Source organism: Nonomuraea sp. KM88 (assembly GCF_052245635.1).
In the GTDB taxonomy this organism is placed as follows: domain Bacteria; phylum Actinomycetota; class Actinomycetes; order Streptosporangiales; family Streptosporangiaceae; genus Nonomuraea.
The window spans coordinates 24350-42777 of record NZ_JBQQCC010000021.1; the positions used below are offsets into that span (position 1 = coordinate 24350).

The window sequence follows — 18428 nt, forward strand, 5'->3', positions numbered from 1 at the left end:
AGATCCGAACTACGTATGGTGGATGACATGACGGACACGATCCCCACTGAGTTCGAGGTGCTCGACGAGCGGTTCGCCGCCATCGGAGGAGACGACAGGGTCGAACGCCTCCACACCGGCACCCGCTGGGCGGAGGGCCCGGTCTACTTCCCGGCCGGCCGGTTCCTCGTCTGGAGCGACATCCCCAACGAACGCATGCTCCGCTGGGACGAGACGACCGGCGCGGTCGGGGTCTTCCGGCAACCGTCCGGCTACTCCAACGGCAACACCCTCGACCGCGAGGGCCGGTTGATCACCTGCGAGCACGGCAACCGCCGGGTCACCCGCACCGAGCACGACGGCTCGATCACGGTGATCGCCGACCGCTGGCAGGGCAGGCGGTTCAACAGCCCCAACGACGCGGTCGTGCGCTCCGACGGCTCCGTCTGGTTCACCGACCCGCCGTACGGCATCCTCAGCGACTACGAGGGCCACGCGGCCGAGCAGGAGATCGACGGCTGCCACGTCTATCGCGCGGATCCGGCCACGGGCGAGGTCCGCATCGTGGCCGACGACTTCGTCCGGCCCAACGGCCTGGCCTTCTCGCTGGACGAGAGCCGGCTCTACGTCGCCGACACGCGGGCCAGGCACGTACGCGTGTTCGACGTGCGCGACGACGGCTCCCTCGCGGGCGGCGAGGTGTTCGCCGAGGGCACCGAGAGCGACAACTTCGACGGGATCCGGCTCGACAACACCGGCCGCGTCTGGACCGCGGCGGGCAAGGCGGTGCTCTGCTACGACCCCGACGGCACGCTGATCGGCCGCCTCAGGCTGCCCGAGTTCACCGCCAACCTGGTGTTCGGCGGGCCCAAGCGCAACCGCATGTTCATCACGGCCTCGACCTCGCTCTACTCGCTGATGAGCAACGTGACCGGCGCGCCGCCTGTCTGGGCCGCGCGCTAGCCTCACTCCCACCGGAAGAGCCGTACGGCCAGCCCACCGAAGATCACCAGTCCGGCGGCCACCACCGCGAGGTGCCCGAGCTCGGGAGACTGTCCGGCCCAGGCGTCCTTGAGCGCCTGGGCGAACGGCCCCGCCACGGAGAAGTCGCTGACGGTGCGCAGCGCGTCCGGCATGATGTCGCGCGGCACCCACATCCCGCCCAGGAACATCAGCGGGAACATCACCACGGCGCCGATGCCGGGAGCGGTCTTGCCGTTCGGCGCGAGGGCGGCGATCACCAGCCCGATGGCCAGCAGCGCGGCGCTGCCGAGCAGGAGCACGAGGACGAAGACCACCGGCTGCCCCGGCAGCGGCGAGCCGAACACCGCGGCCGCGGCCGAGATGAGGATGGCCGCGGACACCACGCCGACGACCAGGTTGATCAGCAGTTGCACGCCGAGCAGCCGCACCGGATGCACGGGCGTGGTGGACATCCGCCTGAGCACGCCCCGCTCGCGGTAGGTGGTGAGCACCGCGGGCAGGATGTTGCAGGCGAGCGTGAGCAGTGCGAGCAGCGTCATCATGCTGGGCATCTGCGTGTCCATCGGCCGCTCGCCCGACGCGTTCGCCTCGGTCATGAACGGGATGCTGAGGCCGAGTACGAGCAGGAGGCCGACCGGCAGCCCGACGGTGAACAACAACGACGGCCAGTCACGCAGGTAGAGCCTGGTCTCCACGATCAGCATCTTCTTCACGTGAGCTTCCTTCCGGTGAGCGCGAGGAACGCGTCGTCGAGTGTGGCCTGCTCGATACGCAGGTCTCCGGGCACGATCTGCTGCTGGGCGAGCGCCAGGGTGACGGTGGGGGCGAGGTTGCCGGAGCCGGTCACCACGATCTGGTCGCCGCTCCTGGCGACCCCGCGCACTTCGGGCAGGGCGAGCAGCACGGCGTCGTCGACGGGCGCGGACGGCCGGAACTTCACCCGCTGCTCATCGCCCACCTGCGCGATGAGCCCCGACGGCGTGTCGGTGGCGGCGACCCTGCCGGCGTCGATGAGCGCGAGCCGGTCGCAGAGTCGTTCGGCCTCCTCCATGAAGTGCGTGACGAGCACGATCGTCACCCCGGAATCGCGTACCTGCTCGACGAGCTCCCAGGTGTCCCTGCGGGCCTGCGGGTCGAGCCCCGTCGTCAGCTCGTCGAGCACCGCCACGCGCGGCCTGCCCACCAGCGCGAGCGCGACCGACAACCGCTGGCGCTGCCCGCCGGAGAGCTCCCTGAACAGGGTGTCGCGCTTGCCGCCGAGCCCGACCTGCTCGATCAGCTCGGACCAGTCCGCGGGGTGGGGGTAGTAGGAGGCGTACAGGTCCATGGCCTCCCGCACCTTGATCTTCTCCGGCAGCTCGGCGCTCTGCAGCTGCATGCCCAGCACCCGCCGCAGCTCGATCCGGTCACGCTGGGGGTCGAGCCCCGCCACCTGTACGGTGCCGCCGTCCGGCGCCCGCAGGCCCGCGACGCACTCCACCGTCGTGGTCTTTCCCGCGCCGTTCGGGCCGAGAATGCCGAAGATCTCGCCCTCCGCCACCTCGAAGGACACGTCCTCGACCGCCACGTGGTTCGGATACTGCTTGCGCAGGTTCCTGACCTCGATGATTTTCATGCCATCGACGCTAGGAAGCCGTGCTCTTCCGGGGAATCCGGGTGGATGCCCGCCAAGGGTGTACTTAGATGCAGTGACCCTGGCGCGGCGTTGCCCCAGACTGGAGGCATGCTTCGAAGCTTCGGCCGGATTCTGGTGCTCCTCGCGCTTCTTGTCCTCGAGGTGCCCGCGATCCCGCTGGCCGGGCTCATGATGTTGCTGACGTTCGGCCTGGGCATGGTCTTCCTGTTCCCGTGGCAGGTGATGATGGTCCGGCGCCTGGCGGAGCTGAACCGGCGGCTGATGCGCAGGTGGACGGACATCGAGATCGAGCCCCCGTACCTGCCGGCACCGCCGCCCCCGGTGCCGCAGGCCGACGGCATGTACCGCTCCGACCGCACCCTCTACAAGACGCCACGGATCCCGGAGTGGAACAACCGGTGGAAGTGGCTGCTGTCCGACCCGGGCTCGTGGCGGGACCTGCTCTGGCTGGTGCTCGACGTGGTGGTGAAGCCGCTGCTGGTGCCGCTGTTCATCGTGCTTCCCGCGCGCGGGCTGCGCCTCTACGCGCAGTGGAGCGAGCTGCTGCTCGGCGCGACCACCGCCAGCCGCCTGGCGGGCCAGGTGAGCCATCTCAAGCGCACCCGCAACCTGGCCAACGACTCCCAGGCGGCCGAGATGCGCAGGATCGAGCGCGACCTGCACGACGGCACGCAGGCCAGGCTGGTGGCCATCGGCATGACGCTGGGCGCTGTCGAGCAACTCGTCGACAAGGACCCCACGGCGGCCAAGGCGCTGCTGGCCAAGGCCAGGGACGCCTCCTCCGAGACGCTGACGGAGCTGCGCCAGGTCATCCGGGGCATCCACCCGCCGGTGCTGGCCGAGCGCGGGCTGGCCGACGCCATCCGCGCGCTCGCCATGGACAGCCCGATGGACGTCACCGTGGACGTCGACCTGCCCCACCGGCCCGACGCGCCGGTGGAGGCGGCGGTCTACTTCGCGGTCAGCGAGCTGCTCTCCAACGCGGCGCGGCACGGCAACGCCCGCAAGGTGCTGGTCGACGTCAGCGCCAACGGCCCTCACCTGCGCATCTCAGTCACCGACGACGGCATGGGCGGCGCCGACCCGTCGAAGGGCACCGGTCTTTCCGGCATCGAACGGCGGCTGGCCGCCTTCGACGGCGTGCTCGCCCTTTCCAGCCCGCCGGGCGGGCCCACCACCGTGACGATGGAGATGCCCCGGGTGCTGCCCGAGCACTGGGCGGGCGACCTGCACAAGATGCCGCGCTGGAAGACGGTGGCGGTCGTCATGTTGTGGGCGACGGCCTGGTGCCCGACGATGCCGCAGGGGGTCGTGGCGGGCGTCTTCAAGGCCTTGGGCGTCGAGCAGAAGACCTGGTTCCTCGCGCTGTACATGCCGGAGTTCTGGCAGTGGCCTACGATCATCGGCATGATCACGGTGGGTCTCGTCATGCACGTCCTGGCCATCAGGATCCCGGCCGCCCACAACCGCGAGCGCTTGCTCGCCGGCGAGCAAGCGGCCAAGGTGTTCTGCTGATGAAGAACCGCGTGCTCGTCGCCGAAGACCTCTACCTGCTCAGAGATGGGCTGGTCCACCTGCTCCAGGCCCACGGCTTCATGGTCGTCGCGGCCGTGGAGAGCGGGCCCGAGCTGCTCAAGGGCCTGGTGGAGCTGCGCCCCGACGTCTCGATCGTCGACGTACGCCTGCCGCCCACGTTCACCGACGAAGGGCTGAAGGCGGCGCTGGCGGCCAGGGAGAAGGTGCCCGGCCTGCCGGTCCTCGTGCTGTCCCAGCACGTCGAGCAGCTCTACGCCCGCGAGCTGCTGGCCGACGGCTCGGGCGGGATCGGCTACCTGCTGAAGGACCGCGTCTTCAACGCCGAGCAGTTCGTCGACGCCGTACGCCGGGTCGCCGAGGGCGGCACGGCCATGGACCCCGAGGTGATCGCCAAGCTGCTGGCCAGCAACGCCAGGGACGAGCCGCTGGCCGCGCTGACGCCCCGCGAGCGCGAGGTGCTGGAGGCCATGGCCGAGGGCCGGTCCAACGCGGCCATCTCCCAGCGCCTCTACCTCAGCGAGAGCGCCGTGGCCAAGCACACGGCCTCCATCTTCGGCAAGCTCGGCCTGGCGCCGTCCGACGACGACAACCGGCGGGTGCTGGCCGTGCTCGCCTACCTCAACAGCCGCTAGCCTCGCCGCCCGCCCCGAGTTGTCGGTCGTAGCGGCTATTTTCGTAGGGGCACGGCGACGAAGAGGTGGTAACAGGTGAAGATCCGGGTTAACCGCGATGTTTTGGCAGATGCGGTGGCGTGGGCCGCCCGTGTCCTGCCCAGCCGCCCTGTGGTGCCTGTCCTGTCCGGGTTGCTGCTGGAGGCGGGTGACGAGCTCACCCTGTCCGCGTTCGACTACGACGTCTCCGCGCGGGCCGCGGTCGACGCCGACGTGGCGGAGACGGGCAGCGTGCTGATCCCCGGCCGGTTGCTGGCCGAGATCAGCCGGAGTCTGCCCGCCGACGACGTCGAGATCGTCACCGAGGGCGCCGAGGCGGTGTTGACCTGCGGCAGCGCCGAGTTCGGGCTGATCACGATGCCGGTCGAGGATTTCCCGACCATGCCGGCCATGCCGCCGAGCGTCGGAGCGATCGGCGGCGGCGTGTTCGCCTCCGCCGTCGGGCAGGTCGCGCCGGCGGCCAGCCGCGACGACACGCTGCCCATGCTCACCGGCATCAGGGTCGACATCGAGGGCGAGTCGGTGGCGATGGCGGCGACCGACCGCTATCGCATCGCCGCCCGCGACTTCACCTGGCGCCCGGTCGCCTCCGACGTCGCCGTCTCCGCGATGGTGCCGGCGCGGGTGCTGGTCGAGGTGGCCAGGTCGCTGCGCGGCGGCGAGGTGTCGATCTCGATGGGCGACGGGGTCGCCGGGTTCGAGAGCGTCGGCCGCAGCACGACCGTGCGCCTGCTCGACGAGCAGTTCATCGACTATCGCGCGAGGCTGACCGACGACTGGTCGATCAGGGCCGACGTGGCCGTGGCGCCGTTCGTCAACGCGATCAAGCGGGTGGCGCTGGTGGCCGAGCGCAACACCGCGATCCGGCTGTCGTTCAGCCAGGGCCAGGTGCTCATCCAGGCCGGTGGCGGCGACATCGGGCGCGGCACCGAGGTGGTCGAGTGCGAGCTGCGCGGCGACGACATCCAGATCGCCTTCCAGTCACAGTTCCTGCTCGACGGGCTGACCGGCATCGAGAGCGAGCTGGCGCGCATCAACATGGAGTCGCCCACCAGGCCCGCCCTCATCCAGGACGTGCCCGGCGACGCCGAGCCCGCCTTCCGCTACCTCGTCATGTCGCTGCGCCAGTCATGACTCCTGCCTGACGTTCAGGCTTCGGCTTCGGTCAGGGCGATGAGGATGTGCTCCATGCAGGCGTGCCCGGCCCGCTCGGCGGCGGAGGCGTCGCCGGCGGCGATGGCCCTGGCGATCGCGTCGTGGGGGATGTAGCTCTTGTTCAGCGACGTGCCCGCGGCCGTGATGCTGGCCCGCAGCGCCGCGGAGAAGTCCTCGTAGAGGTCGATCAGCACCAGGTTGTGCGTGGCGTGCGCGACCGCCATGTGGAAGGCCAGGTCGGCCTCCACGAAGAGATCGGGGTCGTCCAGCTCCCAGGCCCGGTCGCGCTCGGCCAGCGCCGCCTCGATGCGCTCGATGTCCTCGTCAGTGCGCCGGGTGGCGGCAAGGCGCGCCGATTCGACCTCGAGCGCGCGGCGCACCTCGAAGATCTCGAGCTGCTCGGCCTGGCGCAACCGCCGCAACATCGCGCCGGACAGCTCGCTGGTGGCCCGGACGTAGGTGCCGTCGCCCTGGCGGCATTCGAGCAGTCCGGCGTGCGTGAGCGCGCGTACGGCCTCCCGAACGGTGTTGCGGCCAACACCGAGCTGCTCAGCAAGCACCGTCTCGGTAGGGATCTTGCCGTTCATCGGCCACGTCCCTGAGGTGATCTGCTCCTTGAGCTGATCGATCACCTGGTCGACGAGCGAAGCTCGCTGCGCCGTACGCAGACTCACAGTCCGCCTCCTCCGGGAAACCAATCATCCTATGAGTGAATGACTGGTAGACCCTAATTATTCCAGACTCGAAAAGCCAAATCTGGAGCTCCCGGAGGTTCAGCGAGAAACTGTGGCGTCGACCGTCACCCCCGCCATGGCGGAGCGGACTCCGGCCGACTCGAGCGCCTTGTGGTAGGCCGCGGTCTGCTGGGTCACGGATCCCATCCTGCCGTAGAGGTCGCCCAGCTCGCGCCAGCAGCGTGCGGCCTGCCGATCGGAGCCGAACACCGGCCGGTCGAGCCCGGCGAGCAGGCCCTGCGCGTCGCGCACGTGGGCCGCGGCGTCGCCGCCCAGGTCGAGCGCGACGGTGGCCAGCACGAGGTGCGCCTCGGCGGCAGTCGTGCCCAACCGGTCGTGCGACAGCCCGAGGGCCACCGTGGCGAGCTCGCCGGCGCGCGCCGGGTCGCCGGCCCGCAGCCGGACCCGCGCGTGCACCACGAGGCTCTCGCCGTGCTCGCGGACGGTGCCGGGGAAGGCGGCGAATGCCTCGGAGGCGGCCGTGACGAGCCGCTCGGCCTCGTCGATGTCCGCCGTGGGCAGCCGCGACCAGTGCATGGCGGCCCGCGCGAGCTGCAGCGCCAGCCGCGTCTCGCGCCCGGCCATGATCGCGTCGTCGGCCAGGCTGACGGCCAGCGCGGAGTCCTCGCCCGCGGCGGCGGCCGAGCTCGCCTCCCACAGCGCCCTGATCTCTCCGGAACGGTCCACAACCTGTGGGACACCGGTCGCGTCGAGCACGCTCTTGACGTAGTCGAGCTCGGGGGAGTCGTCTTCGCGCCCGCTGCGCGACTCCACCAGCGCGGTGGCCAGGTCGATGGCGACCTCACCCTGGGTGATGGACAGCCGCTCGGCCTGCCGCAGCGCGGAGACCGCGAGATCGTGGGCGCGCAGCCGGTCGCCCGCCCGCTGGTAGCAGCGGCTCAGCGAGATGGCGAGCGGCAGGTCGGCCAGCCGCTCGGGGTGGGCCGACGCCTCCCTGCGCAGGCGCTCGAAGGCCTCCACGGCCTGGCCGAGCCGGCCCTGCGCCTCCAGAGCGCGCGCCCTGCCGAAGCGGGCGTGCGCGGTCAGCATGGCGTTTTCCTCGTCGGCCGCCTTCACGATCTCCGTGAAACGGTCGGCGGCTGTGGACGGGTCGCCGTGCTGCAACTCCAGCTCGGCATGGCGCAGCCCCAGCTCGGTGTCGATCCGCTGGCGGGGCTCGATCCCGTGCAGCAGGAACTCGGTCGTGCAGCCGAGTCGCTCGGCGAGCAGCCGGGCCACGACAGGAGTCGGCGTGCGCTTGCCCGACTCTATGAGCGAGACATAACTGTCAGACAGGTCGGGTCCGGCCAGTTGGGCCTGGGACATCCGCCTGTTCAGCCGCAGTCCTCGGACGCGGTCACCGATGGTTCCCTGACTCGGCATCTCATCTCTCAAGGCGGGGAAGGGTCAACAACACGCAATGATTGCATGAAGTAGCCGAATCGGGTATCCCCGCGTGAAGAATTCCCCGCAGGGAGATTAATCGTCGCCGTCGTCCTTGCCGGGGAAAAGCATCTGGCAGACCTCGAGGTACAGGGTCTCCGGATACGGAATGTACTCGACCGTTGACAGTGCCTGGTCCTGACCTGCCGACTCCAGGATGAACTCACCGTAACCGAGCATGCGCCCAAGCAGAGATCTTTGGAAGCTCATGTCGGTGACCTTGCCCAAGGGCATCATCGCGACCTTGCGGGTGATGAGCCCGGTGGTCAGCAACATTCGTGTGGACGTCACCACAAAGTAATCGACCGACCACTCCGCCACTTTCCATACGAAACGGATCAGTAGCAGGAGCCACAGCCACCAGACGACGACGAGCGCCGTGCCACCCGCCTCGGCGCCGCCGAAGAAGCTGCTGAGCAACCCGGCGACGACGAGGCCGCCGAAGACCTCGGCGACCGGACGGAGCAGGATGGCAGGGTGCCGCCGCACCATGAGGACCTGTTGTTCGTGGGGGAGGAGGTAGCGGTTGACCGACGACGGAGCGGAGTCCCCGTGGGTCACAAGTCTCATGCGAGGCTGTTCACGAATTGGGCCAGCGAGTCGGCCGCGTTGAACACCGTGTCGAACGCTCCCCTCACCGCATCCGCGGCGTCAGCTGGTCGCGCGAACAGGTAGTACGCGACAAATGCGATACCACCGTATGTGAGGACTTTTTTGACCTGCACTGTCGCCTCCGTGCCACTTACCCACTCCACCCACCGTCTACATTACCCACCCGGGTGCCCGGGTAAAGGTAACTTGGCGGGTATGTTCGGATCTTGCTAACCACGTTCGCTGGCCACCAGAGCCAGCACGTGTAGGTGCTTACGCGCGATGCGCTCCACGAGGCTGGGATGGGCGTAGCCAGTGACCTCCAGCGCGCCGTAGTGCGCTGCTTCGACACAGCGCGTTACGGTGGTCGAGGAATGGATGCCGGCGAACTCGTCGCGCAGCAGCGCCTCTACCTCCGCGTACGGCATCGGATCGGCCTTGGTGTGATCGTTCACGAGAACACCTCGGCACCGGGCATGTCGCTCATCGTGCTCCCCCACGCGCAATGCGGAAGTTGCCTTCCTGTCTCTTCGTACCCACTCAACCACAGTATGTAACGAAGTGACGACTCCGCGTGACGGAAAAAGGACTTTTCGCGACAGTGCTTCTGCTCACACCGCTCAGACCACGCCGTAGAGCCGGTCGCCGGCGTCGCCGAGCCCCGGCACGATGTAGCCGTTGTCGTTGAGCCGTTCGTCGAGCGCGGCGGTCACCACGCGGATCGGCTTGCCGGAGCTGGCGAACACCTTGTCCATGTGGGCCAGGCCCTCGGGCGCGGCCAGCAGGCAGATGGCCGTGACGTCGACGGCTCCCCTGTCGAAGAGGAACTGCACGGCCGCCGCCAGCGTGCCGCCGGTGGCGAGCATGGGGTCGACCACGAAGCACTGGCGCCCGGACAGGTCGTCGGGCAACCGCGTGGCATAGGTCTCCGCCTGCAGCGTCGACTCGTTGCGGATCATGCCGAGGAACCCGACCTCGGCCGTCGGCAGCAGCCGGGTCATGCCGTCGAGCATGCCGAGCCCCGCGCGCAGGATGGGCACGACCAGCGGGTGCGGCTTGGCCAGCCGGACGCCGTGGGCGGGGGAGACAGGCGTGTCGACCGTGACGTCGGTGACGCGCACGTCACGGGTTGCCTCGTACGCGAGCAGCGTCACCAGCTCGTCGGCGAGCCTGCGGAACGTCGGCGAGTCGGTGCGGACATCCCGCAGCGCGGTCAGCTTGTGTGCCACGAGCGGATGGTCGACGACGAGGGTTTCCATAGAGGACCACGCTATCTCGTGACGGCTGGGGACGCAGATGGTGCTGCGTAGGGCCGCTCACCTCATCGGTTTTGATCACAATTTGGTCGGAGAGGCACACGGCCGGTGGCCGACTCTGGAACCATGAGGTGTTGGTGATATCTGTCGTGTCAGAGGTCGGGTGGAGATGGCGATGACAGACGAAGACGCTCTCGACTTCGCCATCGTGGTTTATCGCGAGGACGATCGCTGGGATGCCGGGCTGTTGCCCAGCACGCTCACGTCCGACTTGAAGGGGCTGATCCACGCCCTCAGGCAGCAGCCCAGTGAGAGCAGCACGATCGGCCTGGTCGCCGTGGGCGACGAGTTCTTCGTGGCGCTGCGGGTCCTGGGCGAGCGGGTCGAGGTGTTCCTGTCCGACATCGCCGCCTCGTGGGACTTCCCGCTGGCGGAGCAGGTGCTCGACTACCTCGACGTGCCCGTCCCCGACGAGGAGGAGCTCGACGAGATCCTCCAGGACGAGGAGACCGTGCTTCCCGCCGGAGATCTGTCGATCTTCGCCGATCTCGGGTTGGACGAGATGGAGCTGGGCATCCTTTCCGGCGACATTGACCTGCTGCCCGAAGACGTGTTGTCCAGCATCGCTGCCCGGCTCGGCTTCTCCGAGCCGTTCGAGCGGGCCATCGAATCGGTCTTCGGCTGACCCCCTGGAGCGCGGACATGGCGGCCAACACCTTCTCTGCGGCTTTTGTCAGGACTTCTGATGGTTGGAGCGGCGCCGAGGTCGATCTGGATGACGCCGAGATCGTCGACGACTTCGGTGACGCCGTCATGGAGACGCTGGGGCTCGCGGGCGACGAGCTGGCTCTGCTCTGCGTCGAGGTGGAGGACGAGTGGTTCGCCCTCGTCCGCTACCGCGGCGACGACGAGCCGCGCGTCTTCCTGTCCGACGTGCACGCGGTCGTCTCCCACAGCCTGGGCGAGCTCTTCGCCGAGTTCGCCGGAGTGGTCCCGGAAAAGGAGGGCAACGGCCTCGGGGTGCGCCCTGCCGGCGACTTCGAGCTGCTCAGCGACCTCGGGCTGAGCTCGGAAGAGCTGCTGGAGCTGAGCGTGGAAGAGGGCATGCTGCCCGCCGACATCCTGTCGGTGATCGCCGAGCGGCTGTCGTTCGCCGACGAGCTCGACCGGTTGCGGTGACCCACGAGGAGGCCATGCGCCTGGCCCTGGCGGAGGCCGCCACGGCCGGCGACAGGGGAGAGATCCCCGTGGGAGCCGTCGTGCTCGACCAGTTCGGCGAGGTCCTGGCCGCGGCGGGCAACGACCGCGAGTCGTCCGCCGACCCGACCGCCCACGCCGAGGTGCTCGCGCTCCGCCGGGCCGCCGCCCGTCGCGGCCAGTGGCGGCTGACCGGCTGCACGCTCGTGGTGACCCTCGAGCCCTGCACGATGTGCGCGGGCGCCGCGGTGCTGGCGCGGGTCGACAGGATCGTGTACGGCGCCGTCGACGAGAAGGGCGGCGCCGTGGGCTCGCTCTGGGACGTCGTACGCGATCGCCGGCTCAACCACCGGCCCGAGGTCGTCATGGGGGTCCTGGCCGCCGAGTGCTCCGCCGTACTAAAGCGGTTCTTCGCTACTCGCAGGATCCGGTAAGCTCGTTCGCGGTGGTGTCGCCTAGTGGCCGAGGGCGCACGCCTCGAAAGCGTGTGATGGGGCAACTCATCCGTGGGTTCAAATCCCACCACCACCGCCATCCGCCCAAGGGCCTCCGAGATCTCGGGGGCCCTTTCGCGTGCCCGCGCACCGGGGCGCGGGCAGCGCTCATTCGGGCAACTCCAGGACCCTGGCGTGCAGGATCGATCGTTGGTGGAGCGCGGCGCGCAACGCGCGGTGCAGGCCGTCCTCCAGATAGAGCTCGCCTTGCCACTGCACCACGTGCGGGAAGAGATCACCATAGAACGTGGAGTCGGCGGCGAGCAGCGAATGCAGGTCCAGCATGGCCTTCGTGGTGATCAACGAGTCGAGCCGGACCTGCCGTGGCGGGATCTGCGCCCACTCTCGGGGCGTCAAACCGTGTTCGGGATAAGGGCGTCCGTCGCCGACAAGCTTGAAGATCACCCCCCTGATTTTAGGAGAGAATCCGAATCCTCGCGTTATCCGCGGTGCGTCGGCCCAGCTGAGCACGCGCATACGAGTTTTCCCGGCCCTGTGGGAAAAGGGGTTTCCCGCGCTTCTTGATCGGCTTTTCGGCTCAGATGTCCCCGGAGAAGGTGTCGCACTGACGGGGCCGGCCGCTCTCATATCCTCTGCTGAACCATTTCGCGCGCTGCCGCGAGGTGCCGTGCGTGAAGGCGTCGGGGTTCACCCGGCCCTGGGAGCGCCGCTGGATGCTGTCGTCGCCGACCGCCGCGGCCGCGCTGAGTGCCTGGTGGATGTCGGCCTTGGAGAAGGGCTCCTGGTAGAAGCCGGTCCTGACCGCGTTGCGCGCCCAGACGCCCGCGTAGCAGTCGGCCTGGAGTTCCAGGCGTACGGACGCGCTGCCGGCGCCGGGCAGGCCGGCGCCGCCCAGCCGTTCCATGGTGCCGAGCAGGTTCTGTACGTGGTGGCCGTACTCGTGGGCGACGACGTACGCCTGCGCGAAAGGTCCGCCTTCGGCGCCGTAGTCCCGCTGGAGGGCGTCGAAGAACGTCAGATCCAGGTAGACCTTGCGGTCGGGAGGGCAGTAGAAGGGCCCGACGGCGGAGTTCGCCGTGCCGCAACCGGTGCTGACCGTCCGGGAGAACAGCACGGTCCTGGCCGGCCGGTACACCATCTGGCCCTGCCGCCCGAACTCGTCCCGCCAGTACGACTGGATGCTGTTGACCGTGCCGACGATGCGGCAGTCCTCGGACTGGTCGGCGTCGGCGCCGGTCCGGCAGCGTTCGGCCAGGTTGCCGCTGCGGCTCGGTGAGAGGGCCGGAGGGCCGCTCGGCGTCTGCCCGTCACGCTGCTCGCCATCCTGCCGGCCGCTCTCGTCGCCCTCGAACGGCGAGGGGACGATCCCGAACAGGAGCAGCCCCGCCACCGCCAGGGCCAGCGTCAGGCAGCCGCCGCGCCGGCCGAGGGGCACCATGCAGCCGCCTGGCATGCCGCCACCGCGTGGTCGGGGGCGCGTGGCGCGTGCGTCCTCGACCTGCGACGGGTCGAGCGGCGCGTCGTCATCGAATTGCATGTCACCTCCGCAAGGGTCATCCCCAGTAGTTTGGCGAATACGCAGGGTGGCCATCGAAGGTGTTTTTTCTGGATATACCGGATAATCTACCGACATGACGGTAGGAATAATCGGGATTGCGCTGGTCTCCCTGGGCATGGTTCTCACACCCGGCCCCAACATGGTCTATTTGATCTCACGCTCGATCGCCCAAGGCCGCAGGGCCGGCCTGATCTCCCTCGCCGGAGTCGTCCTCGGCTTCACCGTCTATCTGGCGGCGACGTGCCTCGGGTTGACGGCCGTCTTCGCGTACGTGCCGGCCGCGTACACCGCGCTCAAGCTGGCCGGCGCCGCCTACCTGCTCTGGCTGGCCTGGAACGCCGTCAAGCCCGGCGGCACGTCGGCCTTCCAGCCGCGCGACCTCCCGGCGGAGCGGCCGGCCAGGCTGTTCGGCATGGGCCTGCTGACGTGCCTGCTCAACCCCAAGATCGCCATCCTGTACCTGTCGCTGCTCCCGCAGTTCATCGACCCGTCGATGGGCCACGTGCTGCTGCAGAGCCTCGCGCTGGGCTCCGCGCAGATCGTGGTCGCCACCACGGTCAACGGCCTGATCGCGATCTCGGCGGGGGCGCTGGCCGCGTTCCTGGCCGGCCGCCCGGCCTGGCTGCGCGTGCAGCGCTACATCATGGGCAGCCTGCTCGGCGGCTTCGCCGTACTCATGGCGACCGACCGCTCCAAGGCGCTCGCCCCCGCCTGAGCCACGCGGTCGCGGAGCGCGGGAAAAGGATGAGACCTCGGAGCGGCGGTCTGTCAGCATGCACGCTCATGGACGACTTCGAGCCGACCCGCGCGACCCTGGCCGCCATCGCCGCCCGGCACGGGAGCCCTGTCGAGACCGTGCGCCCGACGCACTCCGGCGTGGCCAACCGGGCCTACCTGCTCGGCGACGACCTGGTGTTGCGGATCCCGCGCACCGAGCGGTTCCTGGCCGACCTCGCGAAGGAGGCGGCGGTCATCCCCGCCGCCCGGCGCCTCGGCGTACGGACTCCCGACGTGGTGACCTTCGACGACACCTGCACCGAGGTGGACGTGCCCTACATGGTCCTTGAGCGGGTGCGGGGAGCCGACCTCGAGCGGCTCGACCTGCCCGCGGACCGGGCGGAGCAGGTCTACCGGCAGGTGGGCCGGGAACTCGCCAGGCTGCACCGCCTGCCCTCAGACGCCGGCCTGTCCGCCGTCCCCCGGGACGGGAGCCCCGGGGATCCGCGGGTGCTCGTGGACCGGCTCCGCGCCGACGGCTGGATCGACGCCGACGCCGCCCGCTGGCTCACCGGGTGGTTCGACGCGCTCAGCCCGTACGTTCCCGCCGAACCGCCCATGGTGCTGGTGCACGGCGACATCGCCCCGCAGAACCTGCTTGCCGCGGAACGAAGGGCCGTACTGACCGGCATCGTGGACTGGGGCGACGCGCAGTGGGCCGACCCGGCGATCGAGTTCGCCAAGACACCGCTGAGCGCCGTGCCCGCCATGCTCGACGGATACTCCCAGGAGGCCGGCGAGGGCACCTCGGTGCGCTCCTGGGAGGGGCGGGTGTTGTGGGTCCACCTCGCCTGGGCCCTCGGCCGCCTGGCGGATCCCGTACCGAAGCCAGGAGAGCGCCACTGGACCGCGCCGCCGGCCAGCCGGCTCCTGGGCCTTCTGCGCTTCTTCGCGTCCGATCCGCCGTCGCCCTGGGCGGATCTCGTCCGGGCGGCGCCCCCGGCTCCGCGAAGCGCGTCCGGGGAGGCGGGCCTGGGCTGAGCGTTCGGGGGAGTTCAGCGGCCCGGCCGGAGCAGGCGGCCGGCCTCTCTCACGCGGTGGGCCAGCCTGTGCCGGTTACCCCAGAGGTGCACGCCCGCGGTGACCAGAAAGGCCACGGTCGCCGTGCTGTGCCACGGCCTGGCGGCCGGTACGCCGTTCCACTGCACGAGCCCGGTGACGGTCAGCGCGATGCCTGCGGCCAGCAGCAGGCCGTCCCGTATCCCGACGCGCCGCATCGTCCCCCGCAGCCCTCGCCGTGACAGCAGCCGGCGGGCCGTACGCTTGATCCAGCCACGCTGGTCGACCAGGTGCAGGCCGACCGCCGAGGCCACCGCCAGCCCGACCACGCTGTGGATGCTCAGGCCGCCGGGCAGGACGCCGATCAGGAACAGGTCGGCGAGCACCAGCACGAGCATCGCCGGATAGATCCAGGACATCCTGGACCGTGCCGGTTTTGGGCGACTTTCTCCCATCCGCACACCTTAGCCGTACCCAATGGGGCGGCCACGGCCGGCGCCGCACTCACGCTCCCGGCAGGTAGCCGATCAGGGGCGCGTGGTCGGAGTATCCGTTCGGCGGGCCGCTGTCCGGCTCGTTCGCGGTGCGGTCCATGAGCGACTGGTCGGCGTCGCAGGAGGTGAAGCGCCTGCTCGTGCCGGCCTTAGTGGCGAAGACGTGGTCGCGCTTGCGGTAGACGTGCTTGCCGTTGGTCCAGGCGTGGTGGGTGACCTCGTTGCGCTTCGCGCCGCCGGCGTCGCACTCCTCGTACGCGCTGGACAGCGGCCGCAGCTCCGCCGAGCCGGGGAACAGGTTGAAGTCGCCGCCGAGCACCACGTCGAGGCCGCCTGCGGACACCGCGGTCTTGATGTTCCTGACCTGCTGCGGACGGCGTGGGTCCGCGGGGTCGGCGAGCACGTGGGTGGTGCAGATCCGGGTGCCGGTCCAGTTCGCCGTACGCACGCACAGCGTCGGCAGGGTCTGCTTGCTCTTTCCCGTGGTGTCGGGGGGCAGCGTCTGCGTGACCTTGGTATCGATGATCCGCGACCTGACCGCGATGCCGAGGCCGAGGTTGCCCGACAGGGAGCCACGGCAGTCGACGCGGCCGTCGGGGCGAGCGCCGTCGGCTCGGGCGAAGGACCAGCCGGGGCCGAGGGCCGCCTTCAACAGCTCCATGTGGCTGTCGGCGGCGACACCGCAGACCTCCTGGAGCAGCACCACGTTCGCCTTGTGCTCGGACACGAGACCGGCGATCTGCTGCACCTTCTTGTCCGGTTCATTGCGGTACGGGCAGTAGCCGGCGTCGCCGCGTTCGCCGCCCGCCTCGCCGCAGATGTTCCATGAGATGACGCGGAGCTCCGGCGCCGCGGCGGCGGGCAGGGACAGAAGCGGCACGGCCAGCACCACGGCCGCTCCCGCCCATAGGGATTTCGTGAACATGGGGCGCAGCGTAGACAAGAGCGATTTCGGTTTGTTTTAGGAGCGGCGGCGCCCCGCGCACGTCGTAGCGCATGGCCCACGCCGTCGACGGTTGGCCGTCGCCTGGGGTCCTATTCTGGAGAGCGTGATGAACCGGGGACGATCGGTGTCGGGGGAGCTGCACATCACGCGTGCCAACGCACGGTTCCAGCAGTGGCAGGCGCTGCTGGGCAACCGGGCCAAGCGGCAGCGGGCCGGAGAGTTCCTGATCCAGGGGGTGCGCCCGATCAGCCTGGCGGTCGAGTTCGGCTGGCCGGTGCGTGCGCTCATCTATGACGCCGAGCGGCCGCTGTCCACCTGGGCGAAGCAGATGTTGAAGGTGGCCGGCGGCGGGCGGGTGGCCATGTCCGCCGAGCTGCTGCGGGAGCTGGGCGGCAAGGACGAGGACACACCCGAGCTGGTGGCGGTGGCCGAGCTGCCGGACGACGAGCTGTCCCGCGTCCAGGCGGGGCCGTCCTTCCTGGGTGCGGTGTTCGACCGGCCGAACAACCCCGGCAACATCGGGACGATGGCACGCTCGCTGGACGCGTTCGGCGGAAAAGGGCTGATCATCACCGGCCACGCCGCCGACCCCTACGACCCCCGATCCGTGCGTGCATCCACCGGGTCGCTGCTCGCGCTGCCGGTGGTGCGCTGCCATTCGCACCGGGAGGTGCTGGCGTGGGTCGCGGAGCTACGCGACCAGGGGCTGCCACTGACGGTGGTGGGCACCGACGAGAACGGCACTCCCGACCTCGCCGACCTGGACCTGACCGGCCCCACCCTGCTGGTCTTCGGTAACGAGACCACCGGGCTGAGCGCGGGATGGCGGCAGGCGTGCGACACGATGGCGCGCATCCCGATGTCCGGCTCGGCCAGTTCGCTGAACGCCGCCAGCGCGGCGACCGTGGCGTTGTACGAGGCCGCCCGCCAGCGCGGGGCGAGCCGCCCCCGATGAGCTACCGCCACGCGACCGTACGGACCGACTACCGCGACCTGTCCAGCGGCTCGGTGCTGCACTCCGCCGCGGGGTTTCCCGCTTTCCCCGTCCGGCTGGCCAGCGAGATCCTCCAGCGCGCGCTGGCCCTGCGTGGCGGCGACCGGCCCGCCGTGGTCTGGGATCCATGCTGCGGCAGCGGTTACCTCCTGACCGTTCTGGCGTTGTCGCACCGGAGCCGGATCGCCTCCGTGCTGGCCTCCGACCTCGACCCCGAAGCGCTGAGCCTCGCCGGTCGCAATCTCGCCCTGCTGAGCCGGGCCGGCCTGGCCGCCCGCGCCGCCGACCTCGAGGCACGCTCCGTCCGCTTCGGCAAGCCGGCCTACGGCGCGGCGGCGCATGCCGCCCACCGGCTCGCCGCCGAGCTCGACGCCGCCGGAGGGGACGTGCCGCACGCGGTGCGCCAGGCCGACGTGTTCGACCCCGACCAGCTTCGGCGGGCACTCGGGCACCCTGTGCCCGACATCGTGATCACCGACGTCCCCTACGGCGAACAGACCCGCTGGCACGGCTCCGGGGCGACGGCAGGAGTCACCGGCATGGTCGCCGCCCTGACGGCGGTGCTCCCGCCTGGCAGCGTGATCGCGGTGACCGTACGAGGCCGCAAGGTTCCCGTGGACCACGGGACACGGTCCCGGACGTCCTTCAAGATCGGCACCCGGGCGGTCGCGCTGTTCCGGACCTCCGCCCCCTGAACAGATCCGCTGACTCCCGGGTGGCCGGTTCAGTCCCCAATGACATGCACGCCGGGCTCAGTGCCGGCGCTGCCGTGGGACTACTTGAAGGCGGGCATGGCGGAGATCTCGCCGGAGGGTCCGCCTGCGGAGGCGGAAGACGCGGTCGCAACGCCGATGCCGAGCGCGAGAAGACCCGCCGCGGCCACGACGGCGAGCTTCTTGAGCAGCCTGGCGTGCTTCACGAGGCCTCCCACGCGATGCGCACCAGGGGTGATGGTCTTGGACGCAGAAATCACGACACGCTCCTCCATGTAAGGCTGGGGTACCGACCCTATTGCACGGGAGG

Annotated in this window: 24 protein-coding genes and 1 tRNA gene; 12 read left to right on the forward strand and 13 right to left on the reverse strand. The window is 69.8% G+C overall.

Translation table 11 applies throughout. The features are described 5' to 3' along the window. Positions 1-27 precede the first annotated feature (27 nt). Positions 28-942, forward strand: a complete 915-nt coding sequence (locus ACTWPV_RS41310; RefSeq protein WP_347647540.1) for an SMP-30/gluconolactonase/LRE family protein — start codon at positions 28-30, stop codon at positions 940-942. A 2-nt stretch (positions 943-944) separates the two neighbouring features. Here the strand turns inward: ACTWPV_RS41310 and ACTWPV_RS41315 are convergent, their stop codons facing one another. Together ACTWPV_RS41315 and ACTWPV_RS41320 are read right to left on the reverse strand one after the other, a co-directional pair. Next, positions 945-1667, reverse strand: a complete 723-nt coding sequence (locus tag ACTWPV_RS41315; RefSeq protein ID WP_443156051.1) for an ABC transporter permease — start codon at positions 1665-1667, stop codon at positions 945-947. A 5-nt stretch (positions 1668-1672) separates the two neighbouring features. After that, on the reverse strand, positions 1673-2578 hold the full coding sequence (locus tag ACTWPV_RS41320) for an ABC transporter ATP-binding protein (protein ID WP_443155961.1): 906 nt from the start codon (positions 2576-2578) through the stop codon (positions 1673-1675). A 108-nt stretch (positions 2579-2686) separates the two neighbouring features. On the opposite strand from ACTWPV_RS41320, the gene ACTWPV_RS41325 reads away from it, so the two are divergent. The 3 genes from ACTWPV_RS41325 (at position 2687) to dnaN (ending at position 5940) form a co-directional block, all read left to right on the forward strand. Beyond that, positions 2687-4114 carry a sensor histidine kinase gene (locus ACTWPV_RS41325; RefSeq protein WP_347647542.1) on the forward strand — a complete coding sequence of 476 codons (1428 nt, stop codon included), beginning with the start codon at positions 2687-2689 and terminating at the stop codon, positions 4112-4114. Then, a complete protein-coding gene (locus ACTWPV_RS41330; RefSeq protein ID WP_347647543.1) occupies positions 4114-4767 on the forward strand; it encodes a response regulator transcription factor in 654 nt (217 codons plus the stop codon). Before ACTWPV_RS41325 ends, ACTWPV_RS41330 begins: the two co-directional genes overlap by 1 nt. A 75-nt stretch (positions 4768-4842) precedes the next feature. Beyond that, positions 4843-5940 carry a DNA polymerase III subunit beta gene (gene dnaN, locus ACTWPV_RS41335; RefSeq protein WP_443155962.1) on the forward strand — a complete coding sequence of 366 codons (1098 nt, stop codon included), beginning with the start codon at positions 4843-4845 and terminating at the stop codon, positions 5938-5940. Positions 5941-5954: 14 nt separating this feature from the next. Here dnaN and ACTWPV_RS41340 read toward each other — a convergent pair whose 3' ends face one another. The 6 genes from ACTWPV_RS41340 to upp form a co-directional block, all read right to left on the reverse strand. After that, a complete protein-coding gene (locus ACTWPV_RS41340) occupies positions 5955-6635 on the reverse strand; it encodes a FadR/GntR family transcriptional regulator (protein ID WP_347647545.1) in 681 nt (226 codons plus the stop codon). A 99-nt stretch (positions 6636-6734) separates the two neighbouring features. After that, entirely contained in the window at positions 6735-8078 is a 1344-nt protein-coding gene (locus tag ACTWPV_RS41345; RefSeq protein ID WP_443155963.1) for a helix-turn-helix domain-containing protein, read from the reverse strand. Between the two features lie 96 nt (positions 8079-8174). After that, positions 8175-8708, reverse strand: coding sequence for a PH domain-containing protein (locus ACTWPV_RS41350; RefSeq protein WP_347647547.1), 534 nt, complete (start codon positions 8706-8708; stop codon positions 8175-8177). Beyond that, complete coding sequence (locus ACTWPV_RS41355; RefSeq protein WP_165977494.1) at positions 8705-8863, reverse strand: hypothetical protein; 159 nt, start codon at positions 8861-8863, stop codon at positions 8705-8707. The genes ACTWPV_RS41350 and ACTWPV_RS41355 overlap by 4 nt, the downstream gene beginning before the upstream one ends. A gap of 96 nt (positions 8864-8959) precedes the next feature. Continuing rightward, positions 8960-9184 carry a hypothetical protein gene (locus tag ACTWPV_RS41360; protein ID WP_443155964.1) on the reverse strand — a complete coding sequence of 75 codons (225 nt, stop codon included), beginning with the start codon at positions 9182-9184 and terminating at the stop codon, positions 8960-8962. A gap of 165 nt (positions 9185-9349) precedes the next feature. Then, entirely contained in the window at positions 9350-9988 is a 639-nt protein-coding gene (gene upp, locus ACTWPV_RS41365; RefSeq protein ID WP_347622978.1) for a uracil phosphoribosyltransferase, read from the reverse strand. Between the two features lie 166 nt (positions 9989-10154). Here upp and ACTWPV_RS41370 point away from each other — a divergent pair, with 166 nt between their 5' ends. The 4 genes from ACTWPV_RS41370 to ACTWPV_RS41385 all read left to right on the forward strand — a co-directional run bounded on the left by ACTWPV_RS41370 (position 10155) and on the right by ACTWPV_RS41385 (position 11716). After that, complete coding sequence (locus tag ACTWPV_RS41370; RefSeq protein WP_443155965.1) at positions 10155-10670, forward strand: tRNA adenosine deaminase-associated protein; 516 nt, start codon at positions 10155-10157, stop codon at positions 10668-10670. A 17-nt stretch (positions 10671-10687) separates the two neighbouring features. Then, positions 10688-11164, forward strand: coding sequence for a tRNA adenosine deaminase-associated protein (locus ACTWPV_RS41375; RefSeq protein ID WP_347647548.1), 477 nt, complete (start codon positions 10688-10690; stop codon positions 11162-11164). Then, positions 11161-11616 (forward strand): tRNA adenosine(34) deaminase TadA, encoded by a 456-nt coding sequence (gene tadA / locus ACTWPV_RS41380; RefSeq protein ID WP_347622981.1) that lies wholly within the window; start codon positions 11161-11163, stop codon positions 11614-11616. Before ACTWPV_RS41375 ends, tadA begins: the two co-directional genes overlap by 4 nt. Positions 11617-11626: 10 nt before the next feature. Continuing rightward, positions 11627-11716 (forward strand) — tRNA-Ser (locus tag ACTWPV_RS41385). A 68-nt stretch (positions 11717-11784) separates the two neighbouring features. Here the strand turns inward: ACTWPV_RS41385 and ACTWPV_RS41390 are convergent. Both ACTWPV_RS41390 and ypfJ read right to left on the reverse strand, forming a co-directional pair. Next, positions 11785-12081: a type II toxin-antitoxin system VapB family antitoxin gene (locus ACTWPV_RS41390; RefSeq protein ID WP_347647549.1), complete on the reverse strand. Its 297-nt coding sequence runs from the start codon at positions 12079-12081 to the stop codon at positions 11785-11787. 133 nt (positions 12082-12214) lie between these two features. Further along, the gene (gene ypfJ / locus ACTWPV_RS41395; RefSeq protein ID WP_443155966.1) at positions 12215-13174 is read right to left on the reverse strand and encodes a KPN_02809 family neutral zinc metallopeptidase; all 960 of its coding nucleotides are present in this window, start codon (positions 13172-13174) and stop codon (positions 12215-12217) included. 94 nt (positions 13175-13268) lie between these two features. On the opposite strand from ypfJ, the gene ACTWPV_RS41400 reads away from it, so the two are divergent. Together ACTWPV_RS41400 and ACTWPV_RS41405 are read left to right on the forward strand one after the other, a co-directional pair. Next, positions 13269-13910 carry a LysE family translocator gene (locus ACTWPV_RS41400; protein ID WP_443155967.1) on the forward strand — a complete coding sequence of 214 codons (642 nt, stop codon included), beginning with the start codon at positions 13269-13271 and terminating at the stop codon, positions 13908-13910. Between the two features lie 68 nt (positions 13911-13978). After that, on the forward strand, positions 13979-14953 hold the full coding sequence (locus tag ACTWPV_RS41405) for a phosphotransferase family protein (RefSeq protein ID WP_443155968.1): 975 nt from the start codon (positions 13979-13981) through the stop codon (positions 14951-14953). Between the two features lie 14 nt (positions 14954-14967). Here ACTWPV_RS41405 and ACTWPV_RS41410 read toward each other — a convergent pair whose 3' ends face one another. Then, the gene (locus tag ACTWPV_RS41410; protein ID WP_443155969.1) at positions 14968-15390 is read right to left on the reverse strand and encodes a hypothetical protein; all 423 of its coding nucleotides are present in this window, start codon (positions 15388-15390) and stop codon (positions 14968-14970) included. 85 nt (positions 15391-15475) lie between these two features. After that, positions 15476-16390: an endonuclease/exonuclease/phosphatase family protein gene (locus tag ACTWPV_RS41415; protein WP_443155970.1), complete on the reverse strand. Its 915-nt coding sequence runs from the start codon at positions 16388-16390 to the stop codon at positions 15476-15478. Positions 16391-16517: 127 nt separating this feature from the next. Between ACTWPV_RS41415 and ACTWPV_RS41420 the strand changes: the two genes are divergently transcribed. Together ACTWPV_RS41420 and ACTWPV_RS41425 are read left to right on the forward strand one after the other, a co-directional pair. Continuing rightward, on the forward strand, positions 16518-17366 hold the full coding sequence (locus ACTWPV_RS41420; RefSeq protein ID WP_443155971.1) for a TrmH family RNA methyltransferase: 849 nt from the start codon (positions 16518-16520) through the stop codon (positions 17364-17366). Further along, positions 17363-18100 carry an rRNA methyltransferase gene (locus tag ACTWPV_RS41425; RefSeq protein WP_443155972.1) on the forward strand — a complete coding sequence of 246 codons (738 nt, stop codon included), beginning with the start codon at positions 17363-17365 and terminating at the stop codon, positions 18098-18100. Before ACTWPV_RS41420 ends, ACTWPV_RS41425 begins: the two co-directional genes overlap by 4 nt. A gap of 80 nt (positions 18101-18180) precedes the next feature. On the opposite strand, the gene ACTWPV_RS41430 is transcribed toward ACTWPV_RS41425, so the two are convergent. Next, positions 18181-18378 carry a hypothetical protein gene (locus ACTWPV_RS41430; RefSeq protein WP_443155973.1) on the reverse strand — a complete coding sequence of 66 codons (198 nt, stop codon included), beginning with the start codon at positions 18376-18378 and terminating at the stop codon, positions 18181-18183. Positions 18379-18428: the final 50 nt, after the last annotated feature.